15 protein-coding genes are annotated in these 17768 nt (G+C 38.8%); 6 read left to right on the forward strand and 9 right to left on the reverse strand.

The features are described 5' to 3' along the window. The first annotated feature begins 97 nt into the window (after window positions 1–97). From ACXVWB_RS02310 to ACXVWB_RS02320, 3 genes are all read left to right on the forward strand, one after another. Window positions 98–1096, forward strand: coding sequence for an iron ABC transporter substrate-binding protein (locus tag ACXVWB_RS02310; RefSeq protein ID WP_289901239.1), 999 nt, complete (start codon window positions 98–100; stop codon window positions 1094–1096). 86 nt (window positions 1097–1182) lie between these two features. Next, on the forward strand, window positions 1183–2703 hold the full coding sequence (locus ACXVWB_RS02315) for an ABC transporter permease (RefSeq protein WP_289901240.1): 1521 nt from the start codon (window positions 1183–1185) through the stop codon (window positions 2701–2703). Between the two features lie 12 nt (window positions 2704–2715). Beyond that, window positions 2716–3768 (forward strand): ABC transporter ATP-binding protein, encoded by a 1053-nt coding sequence (locus ACXVWB_RS02320; RefSeq protein WP_289901241.1) that lies wholly within the window; start codon window positions 2716–2718, stop codon window positions 3766–3768. Window positions 3769–3805: 37 nt separating this feature from the next. On the opposite strand, the gene ACXVWB_RS02325 is transcribed toward ACXVWB_RS02320, so the two are convergent. The 8 genes from ACXVWB_RS02325 to ACXVWB_RS02360 all read right to left on the reverse strand — a co-directional run bounded on the left by ACXVWB_RS02325 (window position 3806) and on the right by ACXVWB_RS02360 (window position 13870). Then, window positions 3806–4525, reverse strand: coding sequence for a TerC family protein (locus tag ACXVWB_RS02325; protein WP_289901242.1), 720 nt, complete (start codon window positions 4523–4525; stop codon window positions 3806–3808). Window positions 4526–4594: 69 nt separating this feature from the next. Then, window positions 4595–6421: an excinuclease ABC subunit UvrC gene (uvrC, locus tag ACXVWB_RS02330; protein WP_297568640.1), complete on the reverse strand. Its 1827-nt coding sequence runs from the start codon at window positions 6419–6421 to the stop codon at window positions 4595–4597. A 180-nt stretch (window positions 6422–6601) separates the two neighbouring features. Continuing rightward, window positions 6602–7561 (reverse strand): hypothetical protein, encoded by a 960-nt coding sequence (locus tag ACXVWB_RS02335; RefSeq protein ID WP_289901244.1) that lies wholly within the window; start codon window positions 7559–7561, stop codon window positions 6602–6604. Window positions 7562–7658: 97 nt separating this feature from the next. Beyond that, on the reverse strand, window positions 7659–8426 hold the full coding sequence (gene kdsB / locus ACXVWB_RS02340) for a 3-deoxy-manno-octulosonate cytidylyltransferase (protein ID WP_289901245.1): 768 nt from the start codon (window positions 8424–8426) through the stop codon (window positions 7659–7661). A 9-nt stretch (window positions 8427–8435) separates the two neighbouring features. Next, the gene (locus tag ACXVWB_RS02345; protein ID WP_070583226.1) at window positions 8436–8615 is read right to left on the reverse strand and encodes a Trm112 family protein; all 180 of its coding nucleotides are present in this window, start codon (window positions 8613–8615) and stop codon (window positions 8436–8438) included. Window positions 8616–8632: 17 nt separating this feature from the next. After that, window positions 8633–9613, reverse strand: a complete 981-nt coding sequence (gene lpxK / locus ACXVWB_RS02350; protein WP_289901246.1) for a tetraacyldisaccharide 4'-kinase — start codon at window positions 9611–9613, stop codon at window positions 8633–8635. 53 nt (window positions 9614–9666) lie between these two features. After that, on the reverse strand, window positions 9667–11430 hold the full coding sequence (gene msbA / locus ACXVWB_RS02355; RefSeq protein WP_289901247.1) for a lipid A ABC transporter ATP-binding protein/permease MsbA: 1764 nt from the start codon (window positions 11428–11430) through the stop codon (window positions 9667–9669). A 37-nt stretch (window positions 11431–11467) separates the two neighbouring features. Next, window positions 11468–13870, reverse strand: coding sequence for a DNA internalization-related competence protein ComEC/Rec2 (locus ACXVWB_RS02360; protein WP_289901248.1), 2403 nt, complete (start codon window positions 13868–13870; stop codon window positions 11468–11470). A 260-nt stretch (window positions 13871–14130) separates the two neighbouring features. On the opposite strand from ACXVWB_RS02360, the gene dksA reads away from it, so the two are divergent. The 3 genes from dksA (at window position 14131) to folK (ending at window position 16665) form a co-directional block, all read left to right on the forward strand. Then, complete coding sequence (gene dksA, locus ACXVWB_RS02365) at window positions 14131–14568, forward strand: RNA polymerase-binding protein DksA (RefSeq protein WP_049355915.1); 438 nt, start codon at window positions 14131–14133, stop codon at window positions 14566–14568. 235 nt (window positions 14569–14803) lie between these two features. After that, a complete protein-coding gene (gene pcnB, locus ACXVWB_RS02370; RefSeq protein ID WP_289901383.1) occupies window positions 14804–16162 on the forward strand; it encodes a polynucleotide adenylyltransferase PcnB in 1359 nt (452 codons plus the stop codon). Beyond that, the gene (gene folK / locus ACXVWB_RS02375) at window positions 16162–16665 is read left to right on the forward strand and encodes a 2-amino-4-hydroxy-6-hydroxymethyldihydropteridine diphosphokinase (protein WP_289901249.1); all 504 of its coding nucleotides are present in this window, start codon (window positions 16162–16164) and stop codon (window positions 16663–16665) included. The genes pcnB and folK overlap by 1 nt, the downstream gene beginning before the upstream one ends. A 155-nt stretch (window positions 16666–16820) precedes the next feature. On the opposite strand, the gene ACXVWB_RS02380 is transcribed toward folK, so the two are convergent. After that, entirely contained in the window at window positions 16821–17732 is a 912-nt protein-coding gene (locus ACXVWB_RS02380) for a hypothetical protein (RefSeq protein WP_289901250.1), read from the reverse strand. Window positions 17733–17768 lie beyond the last annotated feature (36 nt).

The raw sequence follows: 17768 nt of genomic DNA on the forward strand, positions 1-17768 counted from the left end.
CTGATAATTATTTGCATTATCTATTTTAAGTGATTAGAATAGGGCAACTTTTATTTTCAGAAAATGGGCGATTTGCCCAATAACATAAGGAGTTTTCATGAAAATTAAGCACTTCCAAATTGCCGCACTAACTGGCTTAATGGCGTTTGCAGGATTCGCTTCTGCAGATATTACCGTTTACAACGGCCAACACAAAGAAGGTTCTCAAGCCGTTGCTGATGCATTTACAAAAGCAACGGGCATTAAAGTGACCTTAAACAGTGCGAAAAGCGATCAACTTGCAGGTCAATTAAAAGAAGAGGGCGATAAAACCCCTGCTGACGTATTCTTTTCTGAACAAACTGCACCTTTCGCTGCCCTGTCTGATGCAGGCTTATTAGAACCGCTTTCTGCAGATACTATTAAACAAACTGCACACAATGGCGTGCCTGTTGCACCGAAAAAAGACTGGGTCGCATTAAGCGGTCGTTCTCGTGTTGTGGTTTACGATCACACTAAATTATCTGAAAAAGACATGGAAAAATCCGTATTAGATTATGCAACACCAAAATGGAAAGATAAAATTGGTTACGTTCCAACTTCAGGCGCATTCTTAGAGCAAGTGGTTGCGATTACCAAATTGAAAGGTAAAGATGCCGCTCTTAAATGGTTAAAAGGCTTAAAAGAAAACGGTAAACTTTATGCGAAAAACAGCGTTGCTCTTCAAGCGGTTGAAAATGGTGAAGTACCCGCAGCGTTAATTAATAACTATTACTGGTATGCGATGGCAAAAGAAAAAGGTGCTGAAAACCTCAAAACTCGTCTTTACTTTATTCGTCATAAAGATCCTGGTGCGTTAGTAACTTATTCAGGGGCAGCTGTATTAAAAGGCTCTAAAAATAAAGAAGAAGCGAAAAAATTTGTCGATTTCTTAGCAAGTAAAGAAGGACAAGAAGCATTTGTTTCCGTACGTGCAGAATACCCACTTCGTACCGACGTAGTTTCTCCATTCAAAATGGAACCTTACTCAAAATTAGAAGCACCAGTTGTTTCAGCAACGACTTCTGAAGACAAAAACAATGCAAACAAACTTATTGAAGAAGCTGGCCTGAAATAATTTTTGATTTGCTATACAATATAGGGCGTGTAATACACGCCCTTTTACTATTTACTCTACTCTGATATTTTTTAAAGGATTTTTCTGTGTCTAATCGCCCACCTCGCTGGCTTATTGCCTTAATCGTGCTGATTAGTTTGCCATTATTACTCCCTTTTTTATATGTTATTGAGCGAGCAGCAAATGTCGGATTGGCTCGCAGCATTGAATTACTTTGGCGTCCAAGAATGTGGGAATTGCTCAGTAATACCTTACTTTTAATGGTATTTGTCACGCTTTTTGCCATTATCCTCGGCACGGCATGTGCTTTTTTATTGGAACGTTATCGCTTCTGGGGAAAAGGCTTTTTCCAAGTCGCCATGACGCTCCCCCTTTGTATCCCCGCTTTTGTGAGTTGTTTTACTTGGATCAGTCTCACTTTTAAAGTGGAAGGCTTTTGGGGAACGATTGGGATTATGACGCTAAGTTCTTTCCCGCTTGCCTATCTTCCCGTCGCTGCTACCTTAAAAAGACTTGACCGCTCTTTAGAAGAAGTGAGCCTTTCATTGGCTAAAAGCTATGCTTACACATTTTGGCATGCGATTTTTCCACAACTCAAACCCGCCATCGGTAGCAGCATATTATTAATTGCGCTTCATATGTTGGTAGAGTTTGGGGCAGTTTCTATTTTAAATTATCAAACCTTCACCACAGCTATTTTCCAAGAATATGAAATGGCCTTTAATAACAACACCGCTGCCTTACTTTCTGGTGTGTTAATGGTGATCTGTATCCTTGTTGTAATGGGTGAAATTCGTTTTAGAGGCACACAAACGCTCTATCAAAGCGGCAAAGGTGTAATACGTCCCTATCCGTTGAAAACGCTATCCGTAGGAAAACAAATTTTAATCGTGGGCTTCTTTACAACCATTTTTATGCTCAGTATTGGTGTACCGATTACTATGCTGATTTATTGGCTAAAAGTAGGAAGCTCTATTAAAAGTGCGGTCGATTTTGGAGAATTTTTTACCGCCTTCACAAATTCATTGACCATATCTATCCTTGGTGCAGCACTTACCGTTATTTGTGCTTTGCCGTTGGTATGGGCCGCAGTACGCTATCGCAGTAAATTAACAATTTGGCTTGATCGAATCCCTTATCTACTTCATGCTGTGCCAGGGCTTGTTATCGCATTATCGTTAGTTTTCTTTACCATCAACTATGCGTATTCCCTTTACCAAACCTTTGCCATGGTTATCGTCGCCTACTTTATGCTTTATCTTCCAATGGCACAAACGACCTTGCGTAGCTCACTTGAACAAATGTCTAGCAACATTGAAAAGGTAGGACAAAGTTTAGGCCGTAGCAACTTTTATATTTTCCGTACCTTAGTTATTCCAGCCATGTTGCCAGGGATTGCAGCCGCCTTTGCTTTAGTGTTCTTAAACTTAATGAAAGAACTCACCGCGACCCTATTGCTGACTCCAAATGACATTAAAACGCTTTCAACTGCGGTGTGGGAATATACGTCCGATGCACAATATGCGGCCGCTACCCCTTATGCCATTATGTTAGTGCTATTTTCAGGGATTCCTGTATTTTTACTGAAACGATACGGTTTTAAATAACGAAAGATAAAAATGACAATATTACTCGATATTAAAAATTTAAATAAATCCTTTAATGGGCACCAGGTTCTACATAACATCTCGCTACAATTAGAGAAAGGTGAAATTCTCTTTCTTCTTGGTGCATCTGGTTGTGGGAAGACAACCTTATTGCGTAGCATTGCTGGTTTTGAACAACCTACAAGTGGGGAGATTTGGTTAAAGAATCAACCTATTTTTAAAGAAAATCTGAATGTGCCAACTCAGCAACGCAAATTAGGCTATGTGGTACAAGAAGGCGTATTATTCCCTCATTTAAATGTTTACCGCAATATTGCTTATGGCTTAGGTGATGGTAAAGGGAAAACTGAAGAGGAAAAACAACGCATACAGGAAGTGATGAAACTGACGGGCATTAGCAGTTTAGCTGACCGTTTCCCTCATCAGCTTTCTGGTGGTCAACAGCAACGTGTTGCACTTGCTCGAGCTCTTGCACCAAGCCCTGAGTTAATCCTGTTTGATGAGCCATTTAGTGCATTAGATGAACATCTAAGAAATCAAATTCGTTACGATATGTTGCAAGTATTAAGAGAAAGTGGTTCCGCTGCCGTATTCGTGACCCATGATCGTGATGAAGCGCTATGCCATGCGGATAAAATTGCAGTGATTCAAGAAGGGAAAATTCTCCAGATTGCGACACCTAAAACGCTCTATTGGTCACCTCAGTATTTGTCTATTGCTAAATTTATTGGGGAAAACATTATTCTTCCTGCAACATTAAAAAACGAAGGCATCGCGACCTGTCAATTAGGTGAAATTGCCATCGAAAATAAAGGAAATAGCCATACGCAAGGTAAAGTTCTATTTCGCCCAGAGCAATTCTCTCTTGCGAAAAAAATCCAAGATCCGAGCGCTTCTTTTAACGGTGAGATTAAACGGATTGAATCAAGAGGACGAGCTATCAATATTTGTATTGATGTTAGCGGTTATAAATTGAATATCAATGAAGAGCTCATTAACGAATATCATACTGGCGAACAAGTCACGCTGTATTTATATGGGAAAGGCGTGTTCTATAATGACTAAAAAAGGCGGAACACATTGTTCCGCCTTTTTATATGATTTAATGACCAAGTGATTTTCGCATTTTGATGTTGAGCATTTCAACTACTGCTGAGAAGCCCATTGCAAAGTAAATGTAGCCTTTTGGAATATGAATATCCAAACTTTCAGCCATTAAACTTACGCCAACCAAAATTAAGAAGGCTAAGGCTAAAATCTTTAATGTTGGATGGGTATCAACAAAATCACCAATTGGTTTGGCCGCACACATCATTACACCTACTGCAATCATAATTGCCAATATCATCACTGGAAGGTGATTTGCCATCCCTACAGCTGTGATTACAGAGTCTAAAGAAAATACGATATCTAAAATCGCAATTTGGATTAGCACACCTAAATAGCTGACTTTCTTCTTATTATTCTCTTCTTCATGATGTGATTCAGGATGCATCGCTTCTTTGATTTCACCTGTACTTTTCACAATCAGAAATAAGCCCCCGAGGAATAAAATCAAATCACGACCTGAAATTTCCTGACCGACTAAAGTGAATAGCGGTTCCGTTAATTTCATCATCCAAGAAAGAGAAATAAGAAGTAAAATACGGGTAATCATCGCTAATCCAAGACCGATAATGCGACCAGATTGGCGTTGATTCGCCGGTAAACGTCCCACTAAAATACTAATAAAAATAATGTTATCGATACCCAAGACGATTTCAAGTGCGGTCAAAGTAAGCAATGAAATCCATGCTTCAGGATCAACAAGCCATTCAAACATAATATGTTCCTATAATAAAATCCGAAAGGTTGGATCATAGACAGTTCGCATAGAAAATCAAGGTTTTTCCTAACTTTTTAAGGTCTCGAAAATCTTTTCTGCTAACGCTTTAGAAATACCGGGTACAGAGGCGATCTCATCCAACGTGGCATTTTTCACACCTTGCAATCCCCCTAAATATTTCAGCAAGGCTTGACGTCGTTTAGCGCCCACCCCTTCAATGGTTTCTAATCCACTTTGGGTAAAGGCTTTTTGGCGTTTTTGACGATGACCGCTAATCGCATGATTATGGCTTTCATCTCGAATATGTTGGATTAAATGCAGCGCAAGACTATCATCCGGCAAATGGATTTCACGATCTTGTTTGCTGATAATCAACACCTCTTGTCCTGCTCGACGATCCACTCCTTTTGCCACACCAATTAAGTGCGGTCGATTTTTATCCCATTTTACGTTGAGGTGATGAAAAACCGCTAAGGCACGATTAAGCTGCCCTTTACCACCATCAATAAAAATAATATCGGGGATTTTATCTTCCTCAAGATCGCGGTCGTAACGTTTCTTTAAGGCTTGCTCCATCGCGGCATAATCATCGCCACCAGTAATGCCTTCAATATTAAAACGGCGATAATCTGATTTCAGTGGGCCTTCTTGATTAAATACCACGCAAGATGCGACGGTTTGATTCCCCATCGTATGACTAATATCAAAACATTCCATACGTTTAATTTCAGGCATATCGAGCAATTCACAAAGCGCCTGATAACGTTCATGCATTCTGGAAGATTGTTTAAGTTGAGTCGCTAAAGCCGCTTTGGCATTAATTTGTGCGAGTTGTAGATATTTACCTTTATCACCTTTAGCAGATTCTTGTATCACAACTTTTCGGCCAGCTTGTTCAGTTAATAAGGCCTCAAGCTCCGCTTTTTCATCTAATTTATGATCCACAATAATACTATTAGGAATACTTCTGCCCTGATGACCTTGCAAATAGAATTGCCCAACAAAAGTGGCTGCGAGTTCAGATAAATCTGTATTAGCAGGCACTTTCGGAAAATAACTGCGATTGCCTAATACTTTACCTTGACGAATAAACATCACTTGAACACAAGCTAAACCGTGCTGATACGCAATAGACATAATATCCATATCGTCCAAACGTTCATTGGAAACAAATTGTTTTTCGATAACCGCACGAACCGCTTGAATTTGATCACGATAGCGTGCAGCTCCTTCAAAATCTAAATCTCGGCTCGCCTGTTCCATTTTACCAATGAGATAATCTAATACTTGCTGATCTTTTCCTTGTAAAAATAGTCGTGCTAATTCAACTTGTTGGTTATATTCTTCATCGCTCACATAACCTGCCACACAAGGTGCAGAACAACGCCCGATTTGATATTGCAAACAAGGGCGGGAACGATTGTTATAAACTGAATTTTCACATTGACGAACAGGGAATAATTTTTGCATTAACGACAAGGTTTCACGCACGGCACCCGCATGAGGATAAGGTCCGAAATACTCGCCTGCAATTTTTTTTGTTCCACGATAAGAAGTTATACGAGGATGACGTTCTTTCGTCAATAAAATAAAAGGATAGGATTTATCATCTCGCAATAATACGTTATAACGAGGTTGATAAAGCTTAATGAAATTATGCTCAAGCAATAATGCTTCTGTTTCTGAAGAGGTAATCGTCGTATCAATATGATGAATTGACGACACCAAGGCTTCTGTTTTTTTGCTGCTTAAGTTTTTTCGGAAATAGCTGGAAAGGCGCTTTTTAAGATCTTTCGCTTTACCCACATAAATAACCTGATCTTTATCGTCATACATACGATACACACCAGGTTTATGAGAAACATCGGATAGAAACTTTTTGGAATCAAACATGAATAAGATTTTTGAAATAAGATGAATCCATAACCTCAAGAAAATTCACTATAAATTATACTGAGTTTAACAATTCAACACTGAAAGAATATTGTAAGAACAACCAATTCAATCTCTACAAGGAAGAGTCAATTTATCATTTCATGACATATGACTCCATAATAGTTAATGTTATTATTGCTAGAAAATTGCTTCTAATCGTACAAATGCACCAAGATGATGATTACGACCCTGACTTCGGTCATTATAGTAATTTAGTTCAGGTTGAATAAACAGCCATTTTCGCCAAATTGGCTGACGCCAGCTTATAAATGGTCCGTATTGGTTTATATCAAATTTATTATGATCTAAATCACCACCAATAAAAATACCGTAACTTAAGCGTTTATCATTTGCAAAATCATGCTGTTGATAAATACTATTTCCCCATGAAATATCTTCGTCGATGTCATGCTCATATTGCAGGTATAAGTTGTTGCCGATAAATGTGTTTACTGAACGGCTATAAGTTGTTTCAAAATTAGTACGAACGTAATGTTTACTATTGCTGCCATAGCGGTAAATTTGTTCTAGCCTAGTCGCAAGATCATCATTAATCTGCCATCCTTTTTCAGCTTTAAAGCGAACATAAACATCCGCTCCTGAGCGAATACCAAGATCCAGATGAGTATCAATGCCTAATTTTTTAATACCATCAGACCAGCGTAAACCAATAGAGGCATTATCGTTACGTGCCTGACTACGATTGTAACTTTTATTGTTATCTAAGGGTTTTTTATACACATTGCCGACATGGTTTTTATCACTAGCCTGGTTTTCCAAATCTTCATCCCCGAATACTAAACTTAATCGCTTCTTCAAACTCGGTAAACGAATTTTACCACGGACCCGCGGTTTAAATGAAAAATGGTCATAATGATTCCATTGGCTATCCATTATTACACGTAATCCTGCCTTAGCTGAATGTTCTGGATCAGGATCGCTTATCCAGCTGTCAATACTTTTTGCCCAACTATTCAACGTAGTTTTAACATTAATATGTTGTTTATCAACCCAAGTATTTTCCTGTTCTTCCGCTTGAGCAAGTTGAGGTATCTGAGTCATACAGAGACATGTCATCAATAAGTTAAATTTTTTCATATTCTTGTTATCTCTCTTCAATATAGTTCATATCATATAGCAGACATTTTTTCAGCGACCTATTTATTTAAATAGCATCTGATTTGTTCAAAGTACATCAAGTGATAGATTTTAGAAGAGTCCTTACTTTTTCTAAATCTTCTGCTGTATCCACACCAACAGCCGGGACTTCTTTTGCCAATTCTACGTGAATACGCTCACCGTACCACAATACACGGAGTTGCTCTAATTTCTCTAAGTTTTCTAACTGCGTTGGTGCCCATTGCACATATTGTTTAATAAAGCCTGCACGATAAGCATAAATACCAATATGACGAAGATACGCATCAGCCAATTGCGCCTTGGAGGTATCCGCTAATTGCATAAATTGATCACGATCGTAAGGAATCACTGAACGGGAAAAATATAAAACGTAGCCATCTTTATCCGTAACAACTTTCACAGCATTTGGGTTAAATAACTCTTCCGCTTCGTGAATTTTCACTGCAAGCGTCGCCATATTCACATTAAATTTCGCTAAATTCTCTGCCACTTGACTCACAATAACGGGAGGAATTAGCGGCTCATCCCCTTGGATGTTTACAATAATTTCATCATCAGCAATACCAAGCTTACTCACTACTTCCGCTAAACGCTCAGTACCAGAATTATGTGCTTCTGATGTCATACACACTTCTGCCCCAAAAGCTTTTGCTGCCTTTTCAACTTGTTCGTTATCTGTCGCAATAATGACTCGGCTCGCGCCTGATTGTTGAGCTTTCTCAAAAACATGTTGAATCATGGGTTTACCGGCAATATCAGCTAAAGGTTTACCTGGTAAGCGACTCGATGCAAAACGAGCAGGGATAATAACTGTAAATGACATAAGTATTCCTTATTCTTTTAATGTTTCGGCTTTTTCTGCCAACAAAACCGGCACGCCGTGTTCAATAGGATACGCCACTTGCTCAAAAGGGCAAATGAGCCGTTGATTTTCTTGATCGTATTTCAATCTTGCCAAACATCGCGGGCAAGCGATCACGTCTAATAATCGAGGATTGAGTTTTTCACGCATATTTCACTCGAGTAAAGTTAAACCAAATGACGGATTTTTTCCCACAATTGTGGAAGTTTTTGGCCTTGATTTTCAGCCTCCACAATCTCCGCATCAACAGGAATATACCACCAATTCTCTTTAGCAAAAGCTTCGCATTTTACGGCATCCTTTTCGGTCATAAAGAGCGGTTGATTTTCTGCGAGTTTTTCTAAAAATTGTGGCTCGAAATGCTGGTGATCTTGAAAAGCTTTCGTATTTTCTAAACGAATATTTAAATTTTCCAACATCGTGAAAAAACGCTGTGGGTTACCAATTCCCGCGATGGCTGAACCTTGAGTAAATTCACTTAACAAGCATTTTTCTGCCGTCACTAAATTAATAGCATAATGAGGAACTAATTGCATAATGGCATCAGAATAAGCATTTTTTCCGCCATTAGTAATCACAAAGTCCACATTTTTTAAACGACTCGGTAACTCACGCAAAGGCCCTGCAGGTAGCACAAAGCCGTTCCCTAAAGCGCGTTCTGCATCCATCACCACTATTTCAATATCACGTTGCAACTTATAATGTTGTAACCCATCATCGGAAATAATCAGATCGCAATCCTGTGTTTTCAAAAGTAATTCGATAGCTTGCTGACGATTCGGTGAAATCACCACAGGCACACCTGTTCTTTTGGTAATTAAAACAGGTTCATCGCCCCCTTGAACGGGATCGGTTTCAGGCGTAACAAGTAAAGGATAGGTTTTAGATTGGCTACCATAGCCACGAGAAATCACGCCTACACGTAATCCTTGTTTTTGTAACGCTTCAACTAGCCACACAACAACAGGGGTTTTACCATTTCCACCAACAGAAAGATTGCCGACAATAATGACCGGTTTCGGAGATTTATAAGAGGATAAGATATTCAGGGAAAATAATGCCCGGCGAATTTGGCTAATCAACCAAAATAGCAGTGAAAAAGGAAGGAGCGACCAAGCTAGCTTTGAATTAGAGTACCAAAAAGGCATTTCATTTATCCTATATTGATTTTGGGCGAACACATTGGTTCGCCCTTATTATTTTATCCGCTAAACTGCATACTGTGTAATTGTTTATACGCACCATCAAGCGCTAATAAATCTTGATGCGTACCACGTTCTTTAATTTCACCGTGTTCAATAACTAAGATTTCATCGGCATTTTCAATGGTTGATAAACGATGCGCAATAACCAATACCGTACGATCTTTTTTCAGTCCTTCTAATGCAGACTGAATCGCACGTTCAGATTCGGTATCGAGTGCAGAAGTCGCTTCATCTAAAATTAAAACAGGTGAATTACGTAATAGCGCACGAGCAATGGCTAAACGCTGACGTTGACCACCAGAAAGACTTGCGCCATTCTCACCAATAACGGTATCAAAACCTTGTGGAAGTTTCTCGATAAACTCTAGGGCATAAGCCGCTTTTGCTGCTTCGATAATTTCTTCACGGCTGTATTTATCTTCTGCCGCATAGGCGATATTATTGGCAATCGTATCATTAAATAAATGCACTTGTTGAGAAACAACAGAACAATTCTCACGTAAATTAGATAAACGATAATCTTGAATTCTCACGCCATCTAATAAAATTTCACCTTCATCAATATCGTAGAAGCGTGTGACTAAATTAGCAATGGTTGATTTACCCGAACCTGAACGTCCCACTAATGCCACAGTTTTGCCTGCGGGCACATAGAAAGAGATATTATTTAAGGCTTTCTCTTCCTTACTCTCATAAGCGAAACTTACATTTTTAAATTCTAAATCACCTTTTGCGGGTTCTGCTTTATATGTGCCATTATCTTTCTCTGTTTCCAAATCTAAGATCGCAAATAATGTCTGACAAGCCGCCATACCGCGTTGGAATTGTGAGTTCACATTCGTCAAAGATTTTAACGGACGCATCATCGCTAACATGGAAGAGAAGACGACTGTAAAAGAACCCGCTGTTAAATTATCATCCGCAATTAACGGTGTCGTTGCTAAATACAGTACTGCGGCTAATGCTAAAGATGCAATCACTTGAACAACAGGATCTGAAATCGCATCGGCCGTCACCATTTTCATGCCTTTACGACGCATATCGTTACTCACTTTATCGAAACGTTCTTCTTCCACTAATTGCCCACCAAAAGAAAGCACCACTTTATGCCCTTTTAGCATTTGTTCCGTCGCAGAGGTTAATTCCCCCATAGAATCTTGCATGTTTTTACTAAGCTTACGGAAGATCTTCGATACAACGCGAATAAGCACCGCAATAATTGGTCCAATGACAAAAAGAACCAAAGTCAGTTCCCAACTAGTGTAGAACATCACGACGAGCAATGAAATTAAATAGGCACCCTCACGTACAATGGTCACTAATGAATTAGAGGAAGAATTAGCAATCATTTCTGAATCGTAAGTAATACGAGAAAGCAATTTTCCTGTTGAATTACGATCAAAGAAACTTACCGGCATAAACATCAAATGTTTAAACAAACGGCGGCGCATAATCATCACTACTTTACCAGATACCCACGCCAGGCAATAAGTAGAGACAAAGTTGGTCACCCCACGCAATATAATCATACCAACGACAACAAATGCCATCATTTTCAAGAAAGAATGATCTGCTTTCCCAAAACCATCATCGAGCAACGGTTTAAGCATATAAATCAGGCCAGAATCAGCTAATGCATTAAAAACGAGAGCGACGGCAGCGACAAATAAACCTGATTTAAAAGGTGAAATCATCGGCCATAAACGCTTAAAAGTTTGCGAGGTTGAAAAATCTTTATCTTGCATAGTTTGTTCTTGCATCACATTATCTTAATAAAAATTGGCTGCATTGTACCTGTTATTTCGGGGATAATCCAATTACACGGGCAAACCAAGGTGAAAAATCTTCTCTCGCCTTTTCAATTTCAATGCCCTTTTCAGTAAAATTTAACCTTATATGCCCTGAAATAGCGGTATTTTCGACCGCACTTTGATAACGATTTAATCGTTCAATGACTGTTGGATGAGGAAAATTCCACGCATTCCATCGTCCACTTGAAATTAAGGCCATATCCGGTTTTGTCTGTGATAGTAAAATCTCGCCTGTTGAAGTTTTACTACCATGATGTCCTACCTGTAACACATTAATTTTGCCTAAGTTTTCAGCAAAAGATCTTTCTGTTGCTACATCAGCATCACCAGTTAAAAGGATCTGATACTGTCCATCCGTTAGTAAAATTACGCAAGATTGGGGATTCTCCGCCCTATCTGTTATTTGTGTTGGTGAAAGAACTTTAAAATCAAGCCCTCGCCACTGCCATTGTTTCTCCTGAAGGCAAAAAGTGCGGTGCGTTTCGCCATAGTTTTTACGAGAAGGTGTGATCAGCTCAATCTCTGGATAGGCGGCTAAAATCGCTTTAGCACCGCCTGAATGATCATTATCATCATGGCTTAAAATCAAGGTTTCAAGTTCAATGCCTTCCCGTTGAAGATAAGGTAATATCTCTAATTCCGCCATAGAAGAGCCACCTATTCCACTCTGCCAAGCAGGCCCAGTGTCATACAACACCCCTTTCCCCTCTTTCACAATTAAGGTTGCTAAACCTTGTCCAACATCTAACGTATCTAACTGCCATTTGGGTTTAGTGAAATAACGATAGCCAAGCGAACCAATACAAACACAAAAAATAAAAATGATGCCTAAAAGTGCTTTTCGATAATTGTCTGGCGGTAAAATTTTTGTGCTATTTAGTGTGAAAAATTGACTGGATTTTAACGGTGTATTTTTTGTTTGAGCTTGAGATGAAAAATACAATCCACCTAACATTCCGCTAAAAATAAGGCTTAAAAGTGCGGTCAAAATGAGGGATAAATTAATTGAAATCGGAACATACGATCCTTGGAAAACACGGAGACATTGCGTTATCCCTTGAGCAATCACATTTGCAAGATGCCAAGAAGAAAATACACCATTGGTCAACACCGCAAAGAGAATCAATGGCACAAGTAAGAAACTATACAAGGGCACTGCGATTAAATTTGCTAAGAATCCATTTAATGCCAAGCCATTAAAAAAGAAAAGCTGAATGGGTGTGAATAAAATTAGCAGCCCTAACTGTAAATGAAACAAGCCTAAAATCCACCGCACTTTGTTAGATAATTTTTGATGTCGCCATTCAATGATTGATAAGGGAACATATCGATACCACACAATCAGGCAGGTAACAGCACCAATTGAAAGCCAAAAGCTCACCGAAAACGGCATAAGCGGATCACAAAAAAGCAAAAATGCCACCACCAAACACATCATTTGCAAAGGCGTGTAATATCGTCGCGAAAATTGAAGGATTGCAATAAAAAGCAATGCCATCATTGCACGAAAGGTCGGTAAACTAAATCCAGCTAAATAGGCATAACCTAAAGCAATCAACACACCAAAGCAAAACGGAAACCAGGACGAAATAAAGCGTGTAGGCAGTGCGAGTTGCAATAATCGAGCAAAGAAAAAACCTATACCCATTGCTAAACCGATATGGAGGCCTGAAATCGCAATCAAATGGGCCGTATTCGTTTGTTGATAAATTAGCCACGTTTTATTATCCAGCCAAGCCCGCTCACCAAATGCCAATGCGATAAGTAAACCTTGCAAAGAAAGCCCTTCCGTCTGCCTGAGACTATTCTGTAGAAAATATGTGCGGTAAGAAAAATCCTCCCCAATTTTGACCGCACTTTTCACATTCCCTACGGCAATAATCCTCTTGGAAAAATACCATTGTTGTCGATCAAACCCACCGTAATTTAATCTTGCCGAAATAGGACGAAGCTTTACATCCGCACGCCAAATTTCACCAAGTTGCGGTTTTTCTGGTGCTCTCCAATTAATAAAAAGCCGTTGTTCTTCCTTATCAAATAAAGACGTCGTAGCAACTAACGTTTGATAATCTTTCTGATGAAGAATTTCTGAGATATGGAGATCTAATGTGATTTTAGTTGGTAAACTGGAGATTTTTTCTGCTTGAGTCAATAACGATAAGGCTTGTGAATGCGTATAAGCTAAAGCAAGCAAAAATAAGATAGCATTTATGCAAAAATTTCTAACTGTAAAATAGCTAAACCAATGACAACAAAATACAATCATAACCAACATTAAAATACCCACCTTTGCCTGCTGCCAAGTAAACAGAAAAAAATCTGGCACAATAAGCAAAGATAAAGCAGAGCAAATGAGCATAATGCACATTTGAAATAATGTAATTTTCATTTAGCGGTTATTTATAGCAAAACGTAAGACAACCTAACCTTCACCTTGCTGATAAGCAAATGAATATACTGTTTTTTGCGATCCTGATCGCAAATTTGAAACTTTGCAGCTAAATTTATTTGCTAAATAGATGAAGTTCTGCTATTTATATCGCCCTCAAAATAACAGGGGGCTGATCTCAACTATTTTTTAATGATGAGAACCCATCACAACAACAAGACAGGAAGTAGTAAAAATCTGTACCACAATTAGGAGTTATTATGTCTAAGGCGTCTCTAAGTTTGCTAGATTTAGCAGGTGTTAAACCCTATCAACTAAAGCCTGATGAAGAATACATGAATGAAGATCAAATTCTTCATTTCAGAAAAATTTTAACTGCATGGCACGAGCAAATTGTAGAAGAAGCATCAAGAACCGTTGCTCATATGCAAGATGAAGCATCAAACTTTCCTGATCCTGCCGACCGAGCTACGCAAGAAGAAGAATTCAGTCTGGAATTACGTAACCGCGATCGTGAACGAAAATTAATGAAGAAGATTGAATACACATTAAAAAAATTAGACACTGATGACTTCGGTTATTGTGATTCTTGCGGAGAAGAAATTGGCATTCGTCGCTTAGAAGCGCGTCCTACTGCTGATCTTTGTATTGATTGCAAAACTCTCGCTGAAATTCGAGAAAAACAAGTTGCTGGTTAATTTTTTCAAATATCCTGCGAAAAAAGTGCGGTCAAAAACAACCGCACTTTTCCTGTTTTTATCAAATGCGTATTTAACATAGAGAATGGAGTAAATTATTCTTACGTATATAAAAAATTTATTTGGTAAAAAAACTAAAAAAGAAACTGAAACCAATATAAATTCGTCTGCCCAAAAAACGGCGCAAAAAACCAAAAAATCAAACGTTTCAAAAATAGAGCGTTCACACCCCAAGATCGCCCCGTCCTCTTCTCACCACAAAAAAAGCAACAAACAAGCGCATCGTCACGACAAACATAGCGTGAAAGCCTCTGATTTTGGTATTAATCCTCGTATGTTTAGCCGTAATGCCATTACCGTGGTAGAAAAATTGCAACGTCAAGGTTATGACGCTTATATCGTGGGTGGTTGTTTGCGTGATTTATTGTTGGGTAAACATCCAAAAGATTTTGATGTGGCAACGAATGCACGACCCGACCAAATTCAAGCAGTATTCCAACGTCAATGCCGTTTAGTTGGTCGTCGTTTCCGCCTTGCGCATATTATGTTTGGACGCGATGTGATCGAAGTGGCCACATTCCGTGCTAACCATTCCGATGCACGTAGCGAAAATCAAGCCAAACAAAGTGATGAAGGGATGTTATTACGTGATAACGTGTATGGCACCATTGAACAAGATGCAGAGCGTCGTGACTTTACCGTAAACGCCCTTTACTACAATCCGCAAGATAATACGTTGCGTGATTACTTCAATGGAATTGATGACCTGAAAAACGGTAAATTACGTCTGATTGGCGATCCCGTGACTCGTTATCAAGAAGATCCTGTGCGTATGTTACGTTCTGTGCGCTTTATGGCGAAATTGGATATGTTCTTGGAAAAACCAAGTGAACAGCCCATTCGTGAGCTTGCACCATTGCTGAAAAATATTCCACCGGCGCGTTTATTCGATGAAAGCTTAAAATTATTGCAGTCTGGCAATGGCGTAAAAACCTATAAATTACTTCGCCAATACGGCTTATTTGAACAGCTTTTCCCAAGCTTAACACCTTATTTCACCGAAAAAGAAGACAGCCTTGCGGAGCGTATGATTTTAACTTCGTTAAATTCAACTGATGAACGCATTGCCGATAAATTGCGTATCAATCCAGCCTTTTTATTTGCGGCATTCTTCTGGTATCCATTACGCGAAAAAGTGGATGTACTGAAAAATGAAGGAGGGTTAAACAATCATGATGCTTATGCCCTTGCGGGAAATGAAGTGCTTGATCAATTATGCCGATCATTAGCCTCACCTCGTCGTCACACCTCTGTCATTCGTGATATTTGGATGTTGCAATTACAACTGCTTAAACGCACCGGTTCTCACCCAGCTCGCACGATGGAACATCAAAAATTCCGTGCAGCCTTTGATTTATTGGCGATGCGTGCCGAAGTGGAAGGTGGTGAAACCGTTGAACTCGCAAAATGGTGGCATGAGTACCAACTCAGTAATCAAGAACAACGTCGCCAGTTGGTTCAAGAGCAACAAAAATTGCATCCTGCACCAAAGAAAAAATATTACCGCAGACGTAAACCTAAGGCGGCTAACTAATGGTTCAAGTGTATATCGCCCTTGGCAGCAATTTAAATACGCCTACAGAACAATTAAATTTGGCATTAGAGGCAATTTCTTCGCTGCCTAATACCGAATTAAAATCTGTCAGCGGATTTTATCAAAGCAAACCATTAGGCCCGCAAGATCAACCGGATTATGTGAATGCGGTAGCGATGATCGAAACCACTCGCCCACCTTTAGCCTTGCTCGATGAATTACAACGCATCGAAAATGAACAAGGTCGCGTGCGTTTACGTCGTTGGGGTGAGCGTACACTGGATTTGGATATTCTGCTTTATGGTAATCAAATCATTCAAAATGAACGCTTAACCGTGCCTCATTACGATATGAAAAATCGCGAATTCGTGATTGTGCCGCTTAATGATATCGCACAAGATTTGGTTTTACCGGAAGGTGAAAAAGTCGCAGATTTGGTGAAAGCCTTTGAAAATCATCAAATGCATAAAATCAAAAATAGCGAAAAAATTGACCGCACTTAACTCAAAACAAAAGGGCTGATATTCACTATCAGCCCTTCTTTTTTACCTATCAATCTTGGAGGACTCATATAGATAGCGTACGCTTCCTAGCGTGTGCTGATATTTTTGGGAAAGGCACACGTTAAGAAACGTGCGCCATTGCGGAGGGAATCAGATTATTTCCTAAAAAGTTTGCTTAATCCGATGATGGTTTTTTTAGTTACTTTTTTCATTGGTTCGTCAAGCAACTTATGCGGTGAAAACAACGCTACCCCCTCACTCAAGCCATCACTAACAGTTTCGATTAAATCCTGATTTATCGGTTCGGGAGCACGAGAGCGAATTTCACGTGTAATCGCATCAACATTAAAAATTTTCACTTCATCTTTAATTTTGCAATAAACCGAAATCACCGGAATTAAATAAAGCGAAACATTGAATTCTAATTCCTCATCAAGAATTTTGTAATCTTTCTTATTTTTGTCGTCATAAGGTTTTGCATAAATACGCTCTTCTAAAAACTCAAAAACATCTTTTACGTAAAGTTTTTCAATAACTTGATCCAACGAATAACATTTATTCCATTTTGCAATTTTTTTATCTATATTTGCACTAATAATAGCCTCTTGATGTTTTTCTAAATACTTATTGAGTTTTTTATCTATGATATTATCCGGATATTCAAATATATACTCAAAATGCAATTCTTCCTCACCTTTCTCAATAACCGGGACCGTAACTATATTATTTTTTACTGTGAAATGAGCTTCTCCGACTTCCATCGTTAAAATCTTTGATTGATTTTCTAATGAAACAGCTATTTCTTTTTTCGTACTGAATTCAAATTTTACTTTGCGTGTAACATTAATTTTCCAAATTCCACAAAAATCGTGTTTTGTACTTTCCTTCGTAATATCTTCACGATTAACTTTATGAAAACGTTGTAAAATGCGGGGATTTGTGAGGCTTTCAATTACGGTATTTTTTGCCCGCTCATCACTTTCTTTTTGTTTATTGGTCACTTTGTAGATGTTGATGCCATGACGAAAATGACTCAATAATTGACCGCACTTGGTTACTTCTGCCATCGTTTCTCCTTAAATATTCAAATTTACGCCATCATA

The sequence above is a fragment of the Haemophilus sp. SZY H53 genome (assembly GCF_054332375.1).

Bases quoted from the DNA above. Each gene is read 5' to 3' on its own strand.
- ACXVWB_RS02325 (WP_289901242.1), bottom strand. From the start codon at position 4,525: ATGTTTGAATGGCTTGTTGATCCTGAAGCATGGATTTCATTGCTTACT.
- ACXVWB_RS02345 (WP_070583226.1), bottom strand. From the start codon at position 8,615: ATGCGTGAAAAACTCAATCCTCGATTATTAGACGTGATCGCTTGCCCG.
- ACXVWB_RS02310 (WP_289901239.1), top strand. From the start codon at position 98: ATGAAAATTAAGCACTTCCAAATTGCCGCACTAACTGGCTTAATGGCG.
- dksA (WP_049355915.1), top strand. From the start codon at position 14,131: ATGTCTAAGGCGTCTCTAAGTTTGCTAGATTTAGCAGGTGTTAAACCC.
- ACXVWB_RS02320 (WP_289901241.1), top strand. From the start codon at position 2,716: ATGACAATATTACTCGATATTAAAAATTTAAATAAATCCTTTAATGGG.
- ACXVWB_RS02335 (WP_289901244.1), bottom strand. From the start codon at position 7,561: ATGAAAAAATTTAACTTATTGATGACATGTCTCTGTATGACTCAGATA.
- folK (WP_289901249.1), top strand. From the start codon at position 16,162: ATGGTTCAAGTGTATATCGCCCTTGGCAGCAATTTAAATACGCCTACA.
- ACXVWB_RS02360 (WP_289901248.1), bottom strand. From the start codon at position 13,870: ATGAAAATTACATTATTTCAAATGTGCATTATGCTCATTTGCTCTGCT.
- lpxK (WP_289901246.1), bottom strand. From the start codon at position 9,613: ATGCCTTTTTGGTACTCTAATTCAAAGCTAGCTTGGTCGCTCCTTCCT.
- kdsB (WP_289901245.1), bottom strand. From the start codon at position 8,426: ATGTCATTTACAGTTATTATCCCTGCTCGTTTTGCATCGAGTCGCTTA.
- msbA (WP_289901247.1), bottom strand. From the start codon at position 11,430: ATGCAAGAACAAACTATGCAAGATAAAGATTTTTCAACCTCGCAAACT.
- uvrC (WP_297568640.1), bottom strand. From the start codon at position 6,421: ATGTTTGATTCCAAAAAGTTTCTATCCGATGTTTCTCATAAACCTGGT.
- ACXVWB_RS02380 (WP_289901250.1), bottom strand. From the start codon at position 17,732: ATGGCAGAAGTAACCAAGTGCGGTCAATTATTGAGTCATTTTCGTCAT.